The organism is Yoonia sp. MH D7 (genome assembly GCF_054439475.1).
On sequence record NZ_JBTJCF010000001.1, the window covers coordinates 1,956,662 to 1,976,717 of the forward strand.

At 54.6% G+C, this 20,056-nt stretch carries 15 protein-coding genes and 1 pseudogene; 12 read left to right on the top strand and 4 right to left on the bottom strand.

Going from position 1 to position 20,056, the window contains the following annotated elements; all coding sequences use genetic code 11:
• Positions 1 to 54 precede the first annotated feature (54 nt).
• Positions 55 to 1,116: an extracellular solute-binding protein gene (locus tag ACXLHR_RS09520; protein ID WP_458791215.1), complete on the bottom strand. Its 1,062-nt coding sequence runs from the start codon at positions 1,114 to 1,116 to the stop codon at positions 55 to 57.
• A gap of 191 nt (positions 1,117 to 1,307) precedes the next feature.
• Positions 1,308 to 2,180, bottom strand: a complete 873-nt coding sequence (locus ACXLHR_RS09525) for a MurR/RpiR family transcriptional regulator (RefSeq protein WP_458791216.1) — start codon at positions 2,178 to 2,180, stop codon at positions 1,308 to 1,310.
• A 118-nt stretch (positions 2,181 to 2,298) separates the two neighbouring features.
• Here ACXLHR_RS09525 and ACXLHR_RS09530 point away from each other — a divergent pair, with 118 nt between their 5' ends.
• The 11 genes and pseudogenes from ACXLHR_RS09530 to ACXLHR_RS09580 all read left to right on the top strand — a co-directional run bounded on the left by ACXLHR_RS09530 (position 2,299) and on the right by ACXLHR_RS09580 (position 15,475).
• A complete protein-coding gene (locus ACXLHR_RS09530; protein WP_458791217.1) occupies positions 2,299 to 3,069 on the top strand; it encodes an N-formylglutamate amidohydrolase in 771 nt (256 codons plus the stop codon).
• Positions 3,066 to 3,635, top strand: coding sequence for a TRAP transporter small permease subunit (locus ACXLHR_RS09535; RefSeq protein WP_458791218.1), 570 nt, complete (start codon positions 3,066 to 3,068; stop codon positions 3,633 to 3,635). Before ACXLHR_RS09530 ends, ACXLHR_RS09535 begins: the two co-directional genes overlap by 4 nt.
• On the top strand, positions 3,635 to 4,960 hold the full coding sequence (locus tag ACXLHR_RS09540; protein ID WP_458791219.1) for a TRAP transporter large permease: 1,326 nt from the start codon (positions 3,635 to 3,637) through the stop codon (positions 4,958 to 4,960). Before ACXLHR_RS09535 ends, ACXLHR_RS09540 begins: the two co-directional genes overlap by 1 nt.
• Before the next feature lie 48 nt (positions 4,961 to 5,008).
• The gene (locus tag ACXLHR_RS09545) at positions 5,009 to 6,046 is read left to right on the top strand and encodes a TRAP transporter substrate-binding protein (protein ID WP_458791220.1); all 1,038 of its coding nucleotides are present in this window, start codon (positions 5,009 to 5,011) and stop codon (positions 6,044 to 6,046) included.
• Positions 6,047 to 6,104: 58 nt separating this feature from the next.
• Positions 6,105 to 7,469, top strand: coding sequence for a glutamine synthetase family protein (locus ACXLHR_RS09550; protein WP_458791221.1), 1,365 nt, complete (start codon positions 6,105 to 6,107; stop codon positions 7,467 to 7,469).
• A 3-nt stretch (positions 7,470 to 7,472) separates the two neighbouring features.
• Complete coding sequence (locus ACXLHR_RS09555; protein WP_458791222.1) at positions 7,473 to 8,846, top strand: aldehyde dehydrogenase family protein; 1,374 nt, start codon at positions 7,473 to 7,475, stop codon at positions 8,844 to 8,846.
• Positions 8,847 to 8,851: 5 nt separating this feature from the next.
• Positions 8,852 to 9,997, top strand: coding sequence for an iron-containing alcohol dehydrogenase (locus tag ACXLHR_RS09560; RefSeq protein WP_458792519.1), 1,146 nt, complete (start codon positions 8,852 to 8,854; stop codon positions 9,995 to 9,997).
• 901 nt (positions 9,998 to 10,898) lie between these two features.
• Positions 10,899 to 12,128 (top strand): annotated as a pseudogene (locus tag ACXLHR_RS09565) (IS3 family transposase).
• A gap of 27 nt (positions 12,129 to 12,155) precedes the next feature.
• The gene (locus ACXLHR_RS09570) at positions 12,156 to 12,374 is read left to right on the top strand and encodes an FAD/NAD(P)-binding protein (protein WP_458791223.1); all 219 of its coding nucleotides are present in this window, start codon (positions 12,156 to 12,158) and stop codon (positions 12,372 to 12,374) included.
• 980 nt (positions 12,375 to 13,354) lie between these two features.
• Positions 13,355 to 14,662, top strand: a complete 1,308-nt coding sequence (locus tag ACXLHR_RS09575; protein ID WP_458791224.1) for a short-chain fatty acid transporter — start codon at positions 13,355 to 13,357, stop codon at positions 14,660 to 14,662.
• 315 nt (positions 14,663 to 14,977) lie between these two features.
• Positions 14,978 to 15,475: a TlpA family protein disulfide reductase gene (locus tag ACXLHR_RS09580; protein WP_458791225.1), complete on the top strand. Its 498-nt coding sequence runs from the start codon at positions 14,978 to 14,980 to the stop codon at positions 15,473 to 15,475.
• Between the two features lie 923 nt (positions 15,476 to 16,398).
• Here the strand turns inward: ACXLHR_RS09580 and ACXLHR_RS09585 are convergent.
• Both ACXLHR_RS09585 and ACXLHR_RS09590 read right to left on the bottom strand, forming a co-directional pair.
• Entirely contained in the window at positions 16,399 to 17,670 is a 1,272-nt protein-coding gene (locus ACXLHR_RS09585) for a PKD domain-containing protein (protein WP_458791226.1), read from the bottom strand.
• A 94-nt stretch (positions 17,671 to 17,764) separates the two neighbouring features.
• The gene (locus tag ACXLHR_RS09590; RefSeq protein WP_458791227.1) at positions 17,765 to 18,760 is read right to left on the bottom strand and encodes a hypothetical protein; all 996 of its coding nucleotides are present in this window, start codon (positions 18,758 to 18,760) and stop codon (positions 17,765 to 17,767) included.
• A gap of 755 nt (positions 18,761 to 19,515) precedes the next feature.
• Between ACXLHR_RS09590 and ACXLHR_RS09595 the strand changes: the two genes are divergently transcribed.
• Positions 19,516 to 19,845: an OmpA family protein gene (locus ACXLHR_RS09595; RefSeq protein WP_458791228.1), complete on the top strand. Its 330-nt coding sequence runs from the start codon at positions 19,516 to 19,518 to the stop codon at positions 19,843 to 19,845.
• Positions 19,846 to 20,056 lie beyond the last annotated feature (211 nt).

The window sequence follows — 20,056 nt, forward strand, 5'->3', positions numbered from 1 at the left end:
ATAAAAAGTGGAAAGCGCGATTATCGCGCCCCCCTTTGTTACTCTAAATGAGTATTAATTCGCCGCAGCGATCCGGTCCAATGCGGCACCTTCAAGAACTTCCAGACCCGCAGGCACGGACGGATACCACTTGATATTGTCAATCGCCTCTTGCGAGAAGCTGGCCTGATACTTCGCTTTCAGCGCATCATCGACGCCAGCATCGCCACCGAGCGACGCGGTAAAGTTACCCGCAGACGTCGTGATCATCGCCGCAATATCGGGCTGCATGACAAAGTTGATCCACGCATAAGCGGCCTCGTCTGCGCGACCTCGTGCGGGCATTGCAAAGGTATCGATCCAACCAAGCGCACCCGACGCAGGTGCCACGAACGTAATGTCGGCGTTATCATCGTTCAGCTGCCAGCCGCCGGTATCCCACGCCATCGCCGCCACAACTTCACCGGAGCGGATCAAGTTCTTTAACTCATCACCACCATCCCAATAGGTTTTCACATTGGGTTTGCATGCGACGAGCTTGGCCTCGACCTGATCAAGTATGTCTTTGTATGCCGCTTCATCACTGTAAGCCGCAAAAGGATCTAACCCCATCGCAAAGGCAAACCCGATTAAAGTCGGACGTTTGAGGCGGTACGACACCTTGCCCGCAACAGACGCATTGCATAGGTCGGTATAGTCCAGAACGTCGCCAGCGGTCGCAGTATTCACAACCAGACCACTGGTGCCCCAGATATGGGGAACGGCGTAAACCTCGCCATCAACCGTCGTGTTGCCTTTGGTCGCCTCCAACATAGACGGAATGAAAAGGCTGGTATCGATCAGCGCCATATCCAGCGGTTTGTAGATACCAAATTCGGCTTGCGGACCCGCGATCCGGTCTTGGCTTGGTTGCGCAAGGTCAAACCCGCCGCCATTGGTGGCGCGCAGTTTCGCGATCATCTCCTCATTATTTGACTTGGTCACTTCAACGGTGTGGCCGGTCTGCTCTTCAAATAGCGCTACAACATCGTCGGGCGCATAGCCGCCCCATGTCAAAAGCCGTAGCGTTTCTGCATGTGCCGCAACCGTCGACAATGCCATTGCCACAGTCGTTGTTAGAATTAGTTTCGTTTTCATGATGCTCTCCAATGTTTGTCAGCCAAAAGGTGAATTTCCCGTCTCTCCCCACTGGCTAGTCCAGCCTATAGGCGGCGTGTATGACACTTAAATAACAGCGATCACTCTACGGGTGCCGTCGATTATTAGTACATCTATCTCCTTGTGGCGCAATCAGTTTCATTTTGACACAGGGCAACCCCACGCCGTTCTCAGGTAAATTTTCGAAACAGCTTTGTTTGGTCAAACATTTCCTCCAACGCTTCCATCCGCGCTTTTGTCTCGCCCCATCTCAGGCTTTGAACCGAAGAAATCATCGTCTCCAACAACAGCATCGGCGTCGCTGCAGAGTCCCATGCAGAGGGCACAATGATGCGGCAACTCAGGCTGATATGGGCCAGCCGGTGCACCGGAGAGCGCCACTGATCAGTGAACAAAATGATTTTCGCGCCGCGTGCATGCGCCATCTCTGCCAGTTTAAGCGTATTATTTTCATACCGGCGCACATCAAAAATGACAAAGACATCGCCTTTTTTCGCGTTCAACAAATAATGCGGCCATGTATTCGACGTTGATTGCACATGGGTCAAATTCGGTCGAATTACCTGCATGTGCAAAAAGAAATATTCCGCCAGCGTGTGAGTAATACGACCGCCGACAATAAATAAATGGTGCGATTGATCGGCCACCAGCGCGCAAGCCTTGTCAAACGCCACAGGGTCAATTTGTCCAAGGGTCAGACGGATATTGTCGATAACCGCCTCGGTAAACCTGTTTAGCAAATGCTCTGACGGCACCGTTTCGGCCCAGTTATCGTATTTGGCAATCGGGCTTTGGGCCTTGGCGCGCAACTCCTCGCGCAATTCAGACTGAAAATCGGGATAGCCCTTGTAGCCAAGTTTTTGCACCATGCGGGCAACTGTTGGCACCGAAACATTGGCATCTTTGGCCAGCGCTGACAGCGGACCAAGGCCAGATGCAGGGTAATTCTCAAGAATCGACAACGCCAATTGCCGCTCGGCGCGCGTCAGATCATCCAGCTTTTGTTGGATACGATCAGATATTGTTTGCCGCTCAACAGTCATTCAGCCCTCCGGTTTGTTTACTTTTATAACAAGAGATTCGGTCCTGTGAAATATTTTTCTAAAAATTTGTTGACAAACATCACATCTGGCAACCAACTTGAACGACAAGGAGCTTCACATGAATCACGCTCACCACACCTCACCCGACCAGATTGTGACCGTCGAGAATGCGGACGGCCAATCGCGCATTGTCATCGTGTGCGAGCATGCAAGCCATTTTATTCCCGCCACATTTCACGACCTTGGACTGGCAGACGGTGCACTGCACAGCCACGCCGCGTGGGACCCCGGCGCACTGGCCGTCGCGCGCGGCCTGTCGACCCGCCTTGACGCAACGCTTATCGCTGCCGCCGTCTCGCGCTTGGTGTATGACTGCAACCGCCCGCCCCACGCCCCAGATGCAATGCCCACGCAAAGCGAGGCCATCAAAATCCCTGGCAACGAAGGGTTGACGCCCGCGCAACGCCACGCCCGCGTGACCCGCTACTACGATCCGTTCCGCACCTGCCTGTCGGACACAATCGCCGCCACCCCTGCCCGCGTGATCGCCACCATCCATAGCTTTACGCCGCTGTATCACGGCTCGCCACGCGCCGTTGAAATCGGCATTTTGCACGACACAGATACGCGATTGGCCGACGCTATGCTGCACCTTGCCCCCACCTTCACCGATGCCAACGTGCAGCGCAACGCGCCCTACGGACCAGAGCACGGCGTGACCCACACCTTAAAAGAACACGCCATCGCGGCGGGACTTCTCAACGTGATGATCGAAATCCGCAACGACCTTATCCAGACGTCTGAACAACAAGACGCCATGGCAAATACCGTGGCAAACTGGCTCGCGGAAAGCCTCGCAAAACTGGGCCCCGCAAAGGACGCGCCATGACAGGCTTCATGCACCGGTATATCCGCACCGTTGATGCCTTAAATTACCGCATCGGACGTGTGATGATGTATGGCATCTTTGCGATCATTGCGATTTTGCTCTGGTCCTCAATCAACAAGGCTTTCTTTCTGCCCTCGCTCTGGACACTTGAAATGGCGCAGTTCGCGATGGTCGCCTATTATGTGCTTGGCGGGCCTTATTCGATCCAGCTTGGCTCGAACGTGCGGATGGATTTGCTCTACGGCGAATGGTCGCCGCGCAAAAAAGCGTGGGTTGATCTGTTCACCGTGCTGTTCCTCATTTTCTACCTCTGCGTGCTGATCTACGGCGCGATCAGCTCCACCGCCTATTCCTTGGGCTACTGGGGCACAGAGCCGTTTTCGTTCTTTGGCGGCCTGCTGATCGGCACCGAAGAAATTGGCCACGTCGAGCGCTCGTCGAGTGCGTGGCGCCCTTACATGTGGCCGGTCAAAACCGTGATGATCGTCGGAATATTCCTCATGCTACTGCAATGTATTTCCGAATTACTCAAAGATGTGCTGCGGCTCAAAGGTGAAACTCTCTAATGTCGTATGAATTAATCGCCACGCTGATGTTTTCGACCATGATGCTGATGCTGCTCACAGGGCAGCGGGTCTTTGGGGCCATCGGCTTTGTTGCCGTGGTCGCTGCCTTGTTGCTTTGGGGCGATAAAGGCGGGTTTGATCTCGGCTTTGCCGCCGCGATGAAGCTAATGAAATGGTATCCGCTTCTGACCCTGCCGATGTTCATTTTCATGGGCTATGTGCTGTCAGAAAGCAAAATCGCCGATGACCTTTATAAGATGTTCCACGTCTGGATGGGCGGACTGCAAGGCGGGCTTGCAATCGGGACGATCGGGCTGATGGTGCTGATTTCCGCGATGAACGGATTAAGCGTAGCAGGCATGGCCATTGGGGCCACCATCGCCCTGCCCGAACTGCTCAAACGCGGCTATGACAAACGCATGGTAACGGGTGTGATCCAAGCGGGATCAAGCCTTGGCATCCTCGTGCCACCCTCGGTCGTGCTGGTGCTTTATGCGATGATTGCACGCCAACCGGTGGGGCAGCTTTGGCTCGCGGGCGTGGTCCCCGGCCTGATGATGGCCGCAATGTTCATTATCTATATTGCAGTGCGCTGCTGGAAAAACCCGTCGCTTGGCCCGATCCTGCCCGCCGAAGACCGCGCCATGCCACGCGCCGAAAAACTGCGCCTGCTCACCGCAGGTCTGCTGCCGCTTGGCATTTTCGCGGTGATGATGGTGCCCTTTGTCAACGGCTGGACCTCGCTGGTGGAAAGCTCGGCAATCGGGGCAATGGCCGCCTTTATGGCCGCCGTGCTCAAGGGGCGTATGACACGCGAAGTCTTCGAGAACTCGGTGCGCAACACATTGGCGATCACCTGCATGTTCATGTGGATCATCCTCGCCGCCCTTGCTTTTGGTGCGGTGTTTGATGGGTTGGGCGCGGTTAAAGCCATCGAGAACCTCTTTACCGAACGCTTGGGCCTGTCGCCTTGGGTCATCCTGATCCTGATGCAACTGTCATTTATCCTGATGGGCACGTTTCTGGATGATACGGCCATGTTGGTCATCGTCGCACCGCTCTACGTCCCTCTGGTTGGCGCACTTGGCTTTGATCTGGTGTGGTATGGTATCCTTTATACGATCACATGCCAGATCGCCTATATGACGCCGCCCTTTGGCTATAACCTCTTTTTGATGCGGGCCATGGCACCGCCCGAGATCACCATTCAGGATATCTACCGTTCCATCGCGCCGTTTGTGCTGGTCATGGTCGGCGCACTGGCACTGGTGATGATCTTTCCACAATTGGCGCTCTGGCTGCCAAATTATGTTTACGCAAAATAATCCAAGAGACTTCGTGAACAAAGTAAAAATTCAACCAAGGAGACGATCATGACCACGAGACGTTCATTCCTACGCACCGCCGCCATTGGCGGCACCGCAGCCCTTGCCGCCCCTTCGGTGGCACGCGCGCAAACAGCTATCAAATGGCGGTTTCAAACCTATGCAGGGGCCGCGCTTGGCGAACATGTGACCAAGCCAGTGATCGATTACATCAACGCCGCAGCAAACGGCGAGCTTGAGATCGAGCTGTTTTACGCCGACCAGATCGTGCCCACAGGCGAGCTGTTCCAAGCGCTCCAGCGCGGCACAATCGACGGCGTGCATTCCGACGACGACTCGATGGCATCGCCGACACCGTTGCAACAATTTGGCGGCTACTTCCCGCTTGCCACCAAGCATTCGCTTGATGTGCCCGTGCTGTTTGCGCAATACGGATTGGCCGATATCTGGCGCGAAGAATACGCCAAGGTCGGCGTGGCGTGGCTGTCTGCTGCAGGGCAAGATCCGTGCAACTTCAACACCAAAAAAGAAATCACCTCGCTTGCCGATCTGGATGGGCTCAAACTCTACACCTTCCCGACAGCGGGCCGCTTTCTGACGCAGTTCGGGGTTGTGCCCGTATCGATCCCCTACGAAGATGCCGAAGTCGCCGTGCAAACCGGCGAGTTGGACGGTATGGCATGGTCGGGCATCACCGAGGATTACACTGTCGGCTGGGCCGACGTGACCGACTACTTCCTGACCAACAACATCTCGGGTGCATGGATCGGGTCGTTCTTTGTCAACCAGCAGGTTTGGGCCGATCTGCCCGAACACCTTAAGGCCGTCGTTATGGCGGGCATCGAGGCTGGTGCGACCTACCGCAACCAATGGTATTGGGGCGGCGAGGCACGCCTGCGCGCACAGGGCGACAAATTGCAACTGCGCTCGATCCCGCAAGACGAATGGGTCGTGGTCGAAGATGCCGCCAAAGTATTCTGGGACGAGATCGCCGCAGAAAGCGAAATCAATGCCAAAATCGTCAAAATCTTCCGTGACTATAACGATGTCATCGGCAAGGCTGGACCACCCTACACATTTGGTTAACACTCTCTCAGGCCAGCACGCAGATGTCGTGCTGGCCATCACTTGTCGGAGCACCCCCATGACAAAACCACGCGATTTCGAAACCCTCAAAACCATGGTCGACACCGGCGAAATTGACACCGTGCTGGTGTGCTTTGTCGACATGCAAGGACGGCTTATGGGCAAGCGGTTCCATGCGGTGAATTTTGTTGAAACCTCGTTTCAGGAAACTCATTGCTGCAACTATCTGCTGGCCACCGATCTGGAAATGGCAACGCCAAGTGGCTATGCCGCGACCAGTTGGCAAAGTGGTTATGGCGATTACGTCATGGCACCCGATCTCTCAACGATACGTCCGGTCCCTTGGCTGGAAGGCACCGCAATGGTGCTCTGCGACGTGCTCGACCACCACACACACGCGCCCGTCCCCCATTCGCCACGCGCCATTTTGAAAAAACAAATCGCGCGGCTTGATGAAATGGGACTAGAGGCCAAAATGGCGACCGAACTGGAATTCTTCCTGTTCGAGAAAAGCCTTGATGACATTCGCAAAAGCGGCTTCCGCGACCTCGCCCCGATCAGCGGGTATAACGAGGATTACCACATCTTCCAAACCACCAAAGAAGAGAGCATCATGCGGCCGATCCGCAACCATCTCTATGCGGCAGGTCTGCCCATCGAGAACACCAAAGGCGAGGCCGACGCAGGTCAGGAAGAGCTGAACATCCGCTACTCCCCTGCCCTCGATTGCGCCGATTACCACTCCATCGCCAAACACGCGATCAAAGAAATCGCTTGGCAAAACGGACGTGCCGCGACCTTTCTGCCCAAATGGAACAAGGACCGCGCAGGCTCATCCAGCCACATCCACCAGTCGCTTTGGAAAGATGGCGAAGCTGCATTTTACGACAAATCAAAACCGCACGGCATGTCCGACCTCATGAGCCACTACATGGCGGGCCTGATCAAATACGCGCCCGATTACGTCTACTTTCTGGCCCCCTATGTGAACAGCTACAAACGGTTCGCCAAAGGCACATTCGCGCCAACCAAATCCGTCTGGTCCGTCGATAACCGCACCGCAGGCTTCCGGTTGTGCGGCGAAAACACCAAAGGCGTGCGCGTCGAATGTCGCATCGGCGGCTCCGACCTGAACCCCTATTTAGCGCAGGCCGTCATGCTCGCTGCAGGGATCAAAGGGATCGAAGAAGGACTGGCCGTTGCCCCCGCCACGACAGGCGATATCTATGAAGACGCGAAAGCCGCCGCCATCCCGCAAACGCTGCGCGCCGCCACCGAAACCCTGCGGAACTCAGCCTTTTTACGCGAGGCATTCGGCGACGACGTAGTTGATCACTACGCGCGCGCCGCAGAATGGGAACAAGAAGAATTTGACCGCGTCGTGACCGATTGGGAAATCGCACGCGGATTTGAAAGGGCCTAACGCATGACTATTCAATGTATCTCTCCGATCGACGGATCACTTTACGCAGAACGCGAAACGCTCACGCGATCAGATGCCGACGCCGCCGCGACACGCGCAAAATCAGCGCAAGTAGCGTGGGCCGCGCGCCCCTTGTCCGAGCGTATCGCACTTGTGCAAGCCGGCGTCGCAGCCGTGGGCGCAATGAACGACGAAATCGTGCTTGAGCTTGCGCACCAGATGGGCCGCCCGATCCGCTATGGCGGCGAGTTTGGCGGCTTTAACGAACGCGCCAGCTACATGGCCGATATAGCCCAAGACGCGCTCGACCCGATTGTGGTCGAGGACAGCAACGCCTTCCGCCGCGTGATCAAACGGGTGCCGCATGGCCTCGTTCTGGTCGTGGCGCCGTGGAATTACCCTTTTATGACCGCCATCAACACGGTGGCCCCTGCCTTGATCGCAGGAAACGCCGTGATGCTGAAACACGCCTCGCAAACCCCGTTGGTCGGCGAGCGTATGGCCGCCGCCTTCCACGGCGCAGGCATCCCTCGGGACGTGTTTCAAAACGTGTTTCTCGATCACGTCACCACCGCGGCACTGATTGCGGATCGCGCTTTCGGATTTGTGAACTTCACAGGCTCGGTCGGCGGCGGCAAAGCCATGGAAGCCGCCGCCGCAGGCACATTCACAGGCATGGGACTAGAGCTTGGCGGCAAAGACCCCGGTTACGTCATGGACGACGCCAACCTTGACGCGGCAGTGGATACATTGATCGACGGCGCGATGTTCAACGCGGGGCAATGTTGCTGCGGCATAGAGCGGATTTACGTGCACGAAAGCCTGTTCGACAGTTTCGTCGCCAAAGCAGTCGCCATCGTGAACGGCTACAAACTCGGCAACCCGCTTGATCCTGAAACTACACTTGGCCCCATGGCCCACGTCCGTTTCGCCGATGAAGTCCGCGCGCAAACCGCCGAGGCCATTGCCGAGGGCGCAACCGCGCACATCGACCCCGCGCATTTCCCCGAAGATGGCGGCGCCTACCTGATGCCTCAAATCCTAACCAACGTGACCCACGACATGCGTGTGATGCGCGAAGAAAGTTTTGGGCCTGTTGTCGGCATTATGTCGGTGAAAGACGACGCCGAGGCAATCGCGCTGATGAACGATAGCGATTTTGGCCTCACCGCCTCGCTCTGGACGCAAAACACCGCCCGCGCAGAGGCAATCGCAGATCAAATTGAGACCGGCACCGTGTTCATGAACCGCGCCGACTACCTTGATCCCGGCCTATGCTGGACGGGCTGCAAAGACACCGGGCGCGGCGGCGGTCTCTCCGTGATCGGCTACCACAACCTGACACGTCCGAAATCTTACCACATGAAAAAGGTCTAATGACGATGAGTAACACTGCAAATTGGTCCTATCCGACCTCCATTCGTTTCGGCGCAGGGCGCATTTCCGAAATCGCTGACGCCTGTGCCACGGCCGGCATCAAAAAACCGCTTTTGGTCACCGACCGTGGCCTTGCCACGATGGCGATCACGACCAAAACACTGGATTTGTTAGAGGCCGCAGGTCTGGGCCGCGCAATGTTCTCCGACGTCGACCCGAACCCGAATGAAAAAAACGCAGCAGCGGGCGTGAAAGCCTATAACGATGGCGGTCACGACGGGGTAATCGCCTTTGGCGGCGGCTCCGGCCTTGATCTGGGCAAACTGGTGGCCTTCTTGGCGGGCCAAACCCGACCGCTGTGGGACTTTGAGGACATCGGGGACTGGTGGACGCGGGCCGACGCGGATGCAATCGCCCCGATTGTGGCTGTGCCCACAACCGCGGGCACGGGATCAGAAGTCGGGCGCGCCTCAGTGATCACCAACTCCGAGACCCAGCAGAAAAAGATTATTTTCCACCCGAAATTCTTGCCAACAGTGGTGATTTGCGACCCTGAACTGACCGTGGGCATGCCGAACTTCATCACCGCTGGCACCGGCCTTGATGCCTTTGCGCATTGCGTCGAGGCATTTTGCTCGCCGCATTACCACCCGATGTCGCAGGGCATTGCACTCGAAGGCATGCGTTTGGTCCAGCAATACCTGCCCCGCGCCTATGCCGACGGCACCGATATCGAGGCGCGCGCGCATATGATGTCCGCCGCCGCGATGGGGGCCACGGCCTTCCAAAAAGGGCTCGGCGCGATCCATGCCCTATCGCATCCGATCGGAGCAATTTACCACACCCACCACGGCACAACCAACGCGGTCTGCATGCCTGCGGTCTTGCAATTCAACCGCCCCGCAATCACGGATCTGATGGGACAGGCGGCGAATTACCTCGGAATTTCTGGCGGCTTTGGCGGCTTTTGCGCTTTTGTCGATGATCTCAACGCATCAATGGGCATCCCCAAAACGCTCGCAGGCCTCGGGATCGAAAACCCCGATATCGACCGGATCGTTGCAGGCGCATTGATGGACCCGAGCACAGGCGGAAACCCGGTTAAAATGACGCAGGAAAATACAACAAAACTGCTGCTGGAGATCATTTGAGCCAGACGAGAAATAGAGGCCATTAGAGAGCGAACCTCCAAGGGCCATAGAGCGGGCCAAAGCCGCCGGAATGCGGATGCTGTATCAGGTGGGATGGGGCTGTTGCGTTAACTGGTTTGGGCGCCGCTAGTGAACCAGTCTTGGCAGACCTTCCCGCCAACCCATGGACAAATCCGATACCGCCATAGCAGTTTGCAAAGGTCGGAAAATTTGTCGGTAGCCAAACAGCCGCTTCGCGGCAGCATGATCATACGCGATCAGATTGTTCAGAACGGCTTGCAGCCTTTGCGTCACGTCTGGCGGTCAATCTGAAGGCGGACTGTTGGCCGCGGCGTTCTGAGGGCTGCCATTCGGGATGGCAAAATAGAGACATGGCGTATAAGAGTGCGGAGTATTAAGTCGGAAGTTGAGCTACCGGTTTAGGTTCAGGTACGTTCACACCTCGGCCTGTTGTCGGTGGAGCCTAGACAAGTCTGCCTTCACGTTCCTAAACGCCCGTCGATCACTCGGCGTGCGTGAGAATACCAATAAGCCATCACCTGCCAAGAATAACTTTGCGTGTTTCTTCCCAGAGACGAAACGCGTCCCGGATCTCACTTCCTTTGCAATCACCTTGTTCAACTCTTTGTCTTTTGAATAATACACTTTGCACCTCGATAACGGGATGGCGGTGCAACCACCATCCCGAACAGTTTGTTTCTGGAGCCTTAGCGGTCGAGCTTTTTGCAGCGGCATTTTGTGAATGCCGCGCATCTCCAACGACAGGCGTCTTATTTCCCCTGACCTGCGCCCCTAACACTCCTCCAGATTTGTGTAGCGTCCGCCCAACAAAAGGACGGACTGAATAGCCCCTAGATTTGTAGACGCCTTGCTTGGTAATTTTGGAAGCAAGGAGACGATAATGTCAGGGATTAGATTTACAGATGAGTTCAAGCGTGACGCGGTCGCACAGGTTGTGGATCGAGGGTATTCGGCCGCAGAAGTTTAGGAGCGATTAGGGATCAGCACCAAGTCACTTTACACGTGGAAGGCCCAGTTTTCGAAGCCGCGCAAGCAGATCATCGAGACCACGGAGCAAGCGGCAGAGATCAGGCACTTAAAGAAGGAACTCGCTCGCGTTTCCGAGGAACGCGACATCTTAAAAAAGGCCACCGCGTACTTCGCCAGGGATGCAAAGTGAGGTACGCATTTATGGCAGAGCATCGGTCGGTCTTTTCGGTTCGCGCTATGTGTCGCTGCCTGCGCCTGCATCCAAGCGGTTTCTATGCATGGATTAAAAACCCGTTAAGCCATCGTGCGCAGGAAGATGTTCGTCAGACCAAGCTACTCAAAGAGGCTTGGGAAGAGAGCGGCAACATTTACGGTTATCGTAAGCTGCACGACAACCTCTGCGATTTGGGTGAGACCTGTTGTCCAAACCGTGTGGCCCGACTGGCCAGATTGGCTGGGATATACGCGCAAATCGGATATAAACGCCGCCCAGGTAAATATGGTGGCAAGCCATCAGTCGTCGTTGACAATACGCTGGACCGTCAATTCGATGTCGCGGCCCCCAACACCGTCTGGGTGACAGATATCACCTACATCAAAACGCACGAAGGGTTCTCGTATTTGGCGGTTGTGATCGATCTGTTTTCTCGCCGCGTCGTGGGTTGGTCAATGCAGAACCGGCAGCCAACGGATTTGGTGTTGCAGGCGTTACTTATGGCCGTCTGGCGACGCAAACCAACGAGCAAAGTCCTGGTACACTCCCCCTCTCGGGACATTGCTGCGCAATACCCTGCCGGGCAGCGGACCAAGGTTCACAGTTTAGACGCATTGATTGGACATCGTTTCCCAAACACCACAATCTGGAACACAGCATGAGCCGACGTGGAAATTGTCATGAACGAGACCTTGTTCGCCATTGGTTCAAGAACAATGGTCGAGTGCCGTGGCCGAGAGCTTCTTCAACCTGCTTAAACGCGAACGTATCCGTCGCAGGACATACAAAACCAGAGAAGACGCGAGATCCGACGTGTTCGATTACATCGAGATGTTCTATAATCCAAAGCGCAAGCACGTCAGAAATGGCATGTTGTCGCCAGCTGACTTTGAAAGACAGCGACAACGGAAGCTGCAAGGCGTCTAACAAACTAGGGGCTATTCAGAGTTGGGTATGCGGCGAATTGGTATTGTCGGTTCAGGCCCAATGGCAGGCTATTCCCTGCGCCACCTGATCGCCAGCGAGGTTCAGCTTCAGGTTACAGTATTTGAGGCTGATGACGTTGCAGGGTATGGCATGCCTTACAGAGCTGTAACGAATGCTGATGAGATGTATTGTGCAAAATTCCAGCTTACCCAAAGGTTTTGCGGCAACGGCGGTGGTCCGCAGTAGATCCCGTTCAATTCGAAGTACTCCCGACATGCACTTTAGTGCGATGCCGTTATTATGCGTGTAAAGCAAATCAGTTATCAACTCTTTAGACCGCCCGAGGTTCCAAACGACTTACCGATTGTTCACTAAAGCATAGGCTAAATGACGACATTGTGTGTCTAACCGATAAAACATCATTACTTAAAATGACCAGTGAACAGGCGGAAAATGGGGGTTGGGAGTAGTTACTTCAATACTCCCAACGGCACCTCACCTCACTGGGGCTACTGGTATAACTGGAGCCAAGCCTCCGTTGGCTTTAGGAATAACCGTTCTTTGGGTCACCGTTTCTCTGCCTTCAGTTTTATGAGCAGGCTCAGCTTTGATGCTGAATGTGCAGTCACTGCCCCCCCTGCCGTTGCCGCTACAGGACGCGCCATCCCCACAAGCGACGGCGATAATACCCTTGGCGGTATTAGTGATGCATTGTCCGCCCCACGCTTGTCCATCTCTCGCGTTTGCAGGGACGGCCAGCGCAAAAGTAAAAACCAAGGTTAGGGATGAATATATTGATTTAGACGGCATTTTCATATTATTGAATCCTAATTTTTAAAATCATCGTATGTGGTAAACTCTTATTTTATTCGGTTGTTATGCAATAACATGCCTCCCCTTGTATTGAGGTAACGGAGAACGCAATCACGGACCAACGCCCTCAAACAAGGTTTGTGAAGGGCTGCTGGTGGATATCAACGCTGGCAGCGAGGGTGCTTCGTATCTTTACGCACACACGAGGTAGTTTCGTACTTTTACCCATAGAGGTTTCGCACCCGCTCGCTCTAAAGAGAGCGCTCATTGCCGCATGTGATACAGCCAAAAACGAGTATGTTCGAAAGATTAAACGAAGAATTTTTAGGTGTGTTAGCAGTAAAGCCTTTTACCCCTCGTTTAGATTGTTACAATATGGCTTCGCTCAGCATCATGTAAATCAGGAGCCTTCTATGCTTAACTTCATATCGCGGCCAATGGTCCGCTTGGTTGACCGCTACTTGCCCGATCCGTTTGTCTTTGTTTTGATCCTAACGCTTATTGCAGGCCTCGCGGCGGTGTTGACGCAAGGAACGGGGCCACTTGAGGTCGTCACTATGTGGGGCGACGGTTTTTGGACGCTTCTGACCTTTTCTATGCAAATGCTGCTGGTATTGGTTACTGGGTATATGATGGCATCAACGCCACTCGTCCGTCGTGGTCTTTCTGCACTTGCAGGGCTAGCAAACAGTCCGGGTGGCGCCATTTTATTGGTCAGTTTCGTTTCGCTTGCGGCATCATGGATCAACTGGGGTTTCGGGCTTGTCGTCGGCGCGCTCTTTGCGCGCGAACTAGCGCGTACAGTTCGTGTAGATTATCGCCTGCTGGTAGCGTCGGCCTATTCGGGTTTTATCGTGTGGCACGGCGGACTAGCTGGTTCCATCCCCCTATCAGTTGCCACAGAAGGCCACCCTTTCGCGGATATCACAGGTATCATTCCAACGTCCGAGACCATTTTTTCGACCTTCAACCTCGTCATTGTAGCATCACTGTTTATCATTGTGCCTTTTGTGAACCGCGCAATGATGCCGCATGAAGAAGACGCAGTCTATGTTGATCCAGCCCTTCTAGCCGAAGATGATAAGATCAAAAGCGAAAGTAATACACCTGCCGAGCGGTTGGAAAATAGCTGCGTCTTGTCCATGCTTGTCGGTGCCGCGGGTGCCGCTTGGTTGATACAGTATTTTGCCGCAGGAAATGGCCTGTCGCTTAATGTCATCAACTTTTTGTTCCTTACATTGGCAATCCTCCTGCATGGCACCCCGCGCAACCTGCTGGATTCCCTCACAGATGCAGTCAAAGGCGGCGCGGGCATTGTGATCCAGTTCCCGTTCTATGCAGGGATCATGGCGATCATGGTGCAATCAGGATTGGCCGCCAACATCTCTGACGGACTGGTCAGCCTTGCAACGGCCACGTCACTGCCGTTCTGGTCATTTCTGTCGGCGGGCATCGTCAATTTTTTTGTCCCCTCCGGTGGTGGCCAATGGGCGGTTCAGGCTCCTGTCATTCTACCTGCCGCAGAAGCTCTAGGGGCCGATCTTGCCCGCACAACAATGGCTATAGCTTGGGGTGATGCGTGGACAAATATGGTGCAGCCTTTCTGGGCCCTTCCTATCCTCGGGATAGCGGGCCTGCGGGCTAAAGACATCATGGGTTTTTGCGTTGTCCACCTGATCCTATCGGGCCTAATCATTGCAATTGGTTTGACATTTATTTGACGCAAGCCGCTTAGCATCGGAATCTGTAATGTATGAAAAGCTGGGCCTCTACATCAAGTATGCGAATGCTCGGTTTCCAAAACAAGAAGCGGCTACCAAGCTGTTCTATTTCAAGATCAGAAATTTCGAGAAAATTGGAAGGTGCGTCAGGGGAAGGATTCTTAATGACTTTGGGGGCATTTCAAAGCTTAGGTAATTTTTCCAAAAACGACTGTTTAAGCGCGCTCGCAATGGAGCGTTTCTTGAACAGCCTCCAACTTCAGGATATTTTAGACGCTCTCCGCATACCCTTCATCTAGGGTGAAAGAAATAGGGATGAACAACATGGCAAAAGTCAAAAAATCACCTAATAGACGTAAATCTCAGCAAGCCACCAAAGGTCCCGCGAAAGCCACCCGTCGGTCTATCATAGGGCTTGCACCTTATATTATTGGTGGCGTGATACTAGCAGGTGGTATTGTATTCTGGGGCGTAAAATCTTTACAGGCAGATTTGGCTGAGCAGGACACAAGCGTAGTCGGCCAAGGAACGCCCACAGTTGTTCAAATCCACGAAGTCGGGTGTGCCGCCTGTGTTAATCTTCAACGCGAAACACGCGCTGCCTTGGCCATGTTGGATGACGGTGACATCAACTACCGCGTAGCGTATTTATCATCGCGAGACGGTCTTGCATTCGCTTCAGAATACGGCGCATCGTATACGACACTGTTATTATTTGACGGAGACGGCAACCTATCACGGCGTATAGTCGGTGAAACCCCTAGAAACATGCTGCGCGAAGCGTTCATGGCGCAAATTGCAACCGAAAACTAAACATATTCAATTAACCATTTGCAAGCCTTCCAAAAACCATCGTTTGTTGAACGGTTCGCCGAGCCGGAAATTGATGTATGTGCCGCGAACGGCATGTGTGGATGGCTCCTGCATAGCAAGACATTTTTGATCCGATTTGTGCATTTGGCAGAAGCAGTCATGTGAATTCATGCACCGTGCAGCGAATGGTCAGTAAGAGATCCTGCGCACTTGGTCGGCTTGAACGGCTGCTTTGGCGAAAATGCTGCGCTACCAAATACTCCCCGCCGCGACTGCGAGCAAATGCTGCGTGAGCAATACCTGCATCTGCATAAGCCTGCTTTGTCCGTATCTTACCAGTTCATGAGCAGCGCAACGAAAGTCACGTTATCTTAGACCAGACGTTGATGCAGATCGCGGCGAAGGTGACAAGGAGAGCCCATTGTGTGAATTTGGTTTTCTCGCTGCATGCGCTCGCAGCGTGGAAAATGCTGCATCAGAGTAAAATTCGCTGCTGCCGCGCGGCGGGAGAACCAGCCATTCGTGCAGAGTGCAGCAGGGATCAGAGGTCGAATTCACAGACTGCGGACAAAAAACCGACCTTCAAGGTTTTTCACCTAATGGCTGCTTCACCAATGCTGCCTGTTCAACGAAACGCGACAGTGGCGGAAATCAGTTATTCGCTGCAAGTGCGCGTGCTCTGAGGCCATCTGGCGAAACGGTAATCCCCCCCATTTTTAATGGGGGATTACCGTTGGTCTTGAAACTGAGAACACTTCGGCTGATTGAGTATTCTCCAGTGCCAAACATACGTCCAAGCTCTTTTTGTTGAAAAGAATATTCAGATCCTCCTGCCGGACATGGCGCCATCTGGTTTTTTTATCCACGCTGAAAACGACGCGCGACTTGTAAGGGCGTCGCATTTGGATGCTAAACCTTTCGGGCTATTGGTTCAAAACCACATCGAAGTCACTGGTCGCAATGCAACGGCGATTTTGGTAGTCGACGTTCAAATCGAGAACCTCCTCGATCATAGTCGGTGACACGACCTTAACTGTTAGAATGGCACTGATAGAAATAACTTGGTTTCCTTGACCCGAAAGCACGGTTCGCCACGTGTTCGCCCCAGTCTGTTCCCACGTCAACGGTTCCGCATATTTCATCAATGGCTCCGGGTGGAACGGCGACATAAAGCTGAGTGCTTGCGTGTTGGTCGTCCCCATCATATTGGACATCGCTGCCCGCAGCGCAGGAGCGAGAGTGGTCCCGCAGCCCCCCACGTCATTGCCGGTGAGTGTGATTGTCCAAGTGCCATCGCGCGGTTGTATGGGATCATCTTCCTCCTTTTCGCCAACGACCACGGCAACGCTCGCGGTGCCGTCCCGGATACCTTCACCGCTCACATGAACTGTCACGGTGTAGGTGCCTTTTTCCGTATAGATATGCTGCCCCACTTGTTCACCCGATCCGGACGCGGACCCATCGCCAAAGTCCCATTCATACATCACATTTGGTGAAGATTCATTTTGAAATCCGGCGACAAATCCGAACGTGTCGTCAGCGACACTTCCAAATTGATGAACCAGCCGGATGTCACCACACCCATCGTTCGGCGTACCTATTGTCACGCCGAGTTTGCGCATCGCATCGCTGAATGCCAAGGGAACGCCCTCTGTATCAGGGTTTCCCATCAGGCCGTCGCTACCCGGCGACGCCTGCCCAACGGTGGAATCACCGTCCGCCTTCATCTTTAAAATACCGGTTTCAGCGTCAATCACGCCCGCGGACGCGAAATACTGATGGCGCGTCAAGCCATCGAGGGTTTCGGTGATGCGTCGTATTTCAAACGTGAGGAGTTGCGCTGCCTCATTTGTTTCACGCGCCTGTTTTCTGCATTGCGCAGGGTGGTATGTCTGCCAGTCCGCACTGGGCATCATGTGCCCGTCCGGCCCGATCCTGACCGTCACGCGGCGCGTGTCCGCAGTGTGATCATTCCCGGAAATGTAGTCTTCCGGCGACAGTCCCAAGTCACCGGGGATATCGGGCAAAAACCCCATGACGGCGTCTTGGGCAATTGCGGCGTTGATTAGTGATCCGTCATCATCTTGCGCTTGCGCTAGAGCCGGCATGCACGACAGAGCGAGTGCGGCAAGCAGTGGGGGCCTCTCAAATGCAATCATGCGTTTCAGAATTGGTTTGAAATGGTTCAGTCTCATGGCGTGCTCCTAAATATCTTTGGTGATGCGTTCTAACGGATGACCGCTGTCAATACTGCCAATCATAACAAAGCGCGTTTTCTAGCAATGGGGGTCACGGGCAGAAGCCGCCACCGGGTGGGAATTGTGGACCGCGCCGGCATTCGTAAGCGTCTGCACGGTATGCCGTGGGCATTCGAGCGTTCTTTCCCATCGGGATGACAATAAGCCGCTGCCAGATTGCGGCGACGGAGTCGTCCATCAGCCCAGCCTGGCGCATACCCGCATCAAGGGCGGAATACTGCGCAAGATTGATCTCGATCACCGCCTCAAGGAATGGATCGGGCAAATCGGACGGCGCGCGAAATCGTCCTACCTCGCCAAAATCGCTTTCGCGCGTCAGCTGGTCGATAGCGGCTGTGGGGGCCAGAAGGCCCGCGCGCGCGCGCTGAAAGGGAACAGGGTCCGCATGCGGCGTTTCTTCCTCCACGCTCAAGGGGGCGGCGTTTTCAAGGTCCGCGACGGGCGAAAGGCAGCGGTTGCCCAGACAGGTCATGCCCTGCGCTTGCGTTTCGGATAGCTCGGTTCGGCCCGCAGCGACGATATCTGACTTCGTTCCCTGCACCGGCCTGGTGATCAGGCGCCAGGACACATGCGGCCCGACGTCGAATGCTTCGGGGGGCGCTATGTGTTCACCCTCGAACGACTCGATTAGCCCCTGATGTATGGCCGACCCCAGGCTGAAACGGTCTACCTGAATAAAGCTCACAGGGTAGGGAAAGTTGTTCGGCTGATCCGTAAGCTGTTCTATACCATAGCTGATACGACAGCGGACCCGATCACGCTCGCCCTCACTCGTTTCAAATGCCAGTATCGCCATCGTCAAGGGTCTGATCTGCGCGCTTGGCAAAAACGGCGACGATTGCGGGTTCACCGATTTCAGCGTGGCAAGGATTTGGTCCAGAACTTGCACGGTGTCGTGCGTTTCATACCCTTCCATAAATCGGTTGGACAACTCTGACAGTGGGTTACTTCCGGTCGACTGCGCCGATGCGTAAGGAGCCGCCCCAGTCAGAAACGCAGCCATGACGATGGGTGCAAGATTTCGCATGGTATCGATTCTCCTTTCAGTCCGGCGGGTTCAGTCGGCGAGACGCGCCGATCAACGCGGGGTCCGACGCCAAAGTAAGCCAGATACGCATCATCAAAATCACTTGTTTCTCCCGTCCGCTGTTTCTGACCTGCGTCCCCACCAGTTCACAATTTCGCTCTCTCGTTGCGCTGGTCTTGGGCTTATTGGTTGCATGCCGGACAACCAGAACGCCCCGTTCGTTTGAACGGGGCCGTAGAAGTTTTTTTGAAATAGAATTCGTGAAATGTGTCTTCCGCTCAAAGGCTCGCGATTTTACGCAGCATGGCAAAAACTTGAAATCAACCGGCGATAATAAATAATTTTGCAATGATTTACAGGAGGTTATTCGTGCATCGTTCTTTCTTAACCAAGTGTTTGGTCATTACCTGCATGGCTCAGATTTGGCGCAAAAAAAGCCTATAGGCGTCGTGACCGCAATCGCCACATGCCGATAAGTCATTTCTGGACGCTATAGTCGATTACACTGCAGGAGAAGGCACGATCGAGGACACCTTGCGCACCACACTCAGACATCTCTGAGACCGCCGGATTTTTCGGGCAATTTAGATGACGGCAGCTTCTTGTCGCTGGGCTGTGACGGATCAGTCAACTTGCAGTTCACCGACAACGCCCTGATAGACATCGACGGCCCGGATCTTGATCTCTTTAAAGTGGGACCAAGGGGTGACGGCGTGACCCTTTCGGTTTCGAAGGATGAATGACCTGGATTGATCTTGGTGAGATCAACGGCGGGCGCACCAATGTCGATCTGGCAGTCAGATACAGGTTACCGTCTCGTCCGCCTGACGGACGATGGAGCGGAGGTCGTTACGGTTGCAGTAATCGGGTCCATGCTGCGTTGCGTGCTGGACGGTGCCGTTCTGTTCGAGGTGGACAGCACCGAATCGCGCACCGATCCACAGGATACCCTCGACACGCTTGCACAAGATATCGCAGATACGGGCCTTAGCGAATTTCGCGTCGTGGAGCATACCGTTTCCACCGGCGGTGATGACTACAACCTTGCCCTGTCGCGGGTCCGCGCTTTGGCGGTGCGAAATTAGCTAGCCGCCGTGACTGCCGTAATGATCACAGCTAATGGGCGAGGAGAGGCAGTGTCGATTGCAGACAATGCGGCCGGCGAAGGCCGGAGTACAAACCGCCGGGCTGAAATCATCGGTCAGTGAGGTCGGCCATTCTGACTGCCAAACTTACGACGCCGACCCTGAAATTGGCGTCATCGAACCGTCAAACAATGCATCGAAGGGCCGATCA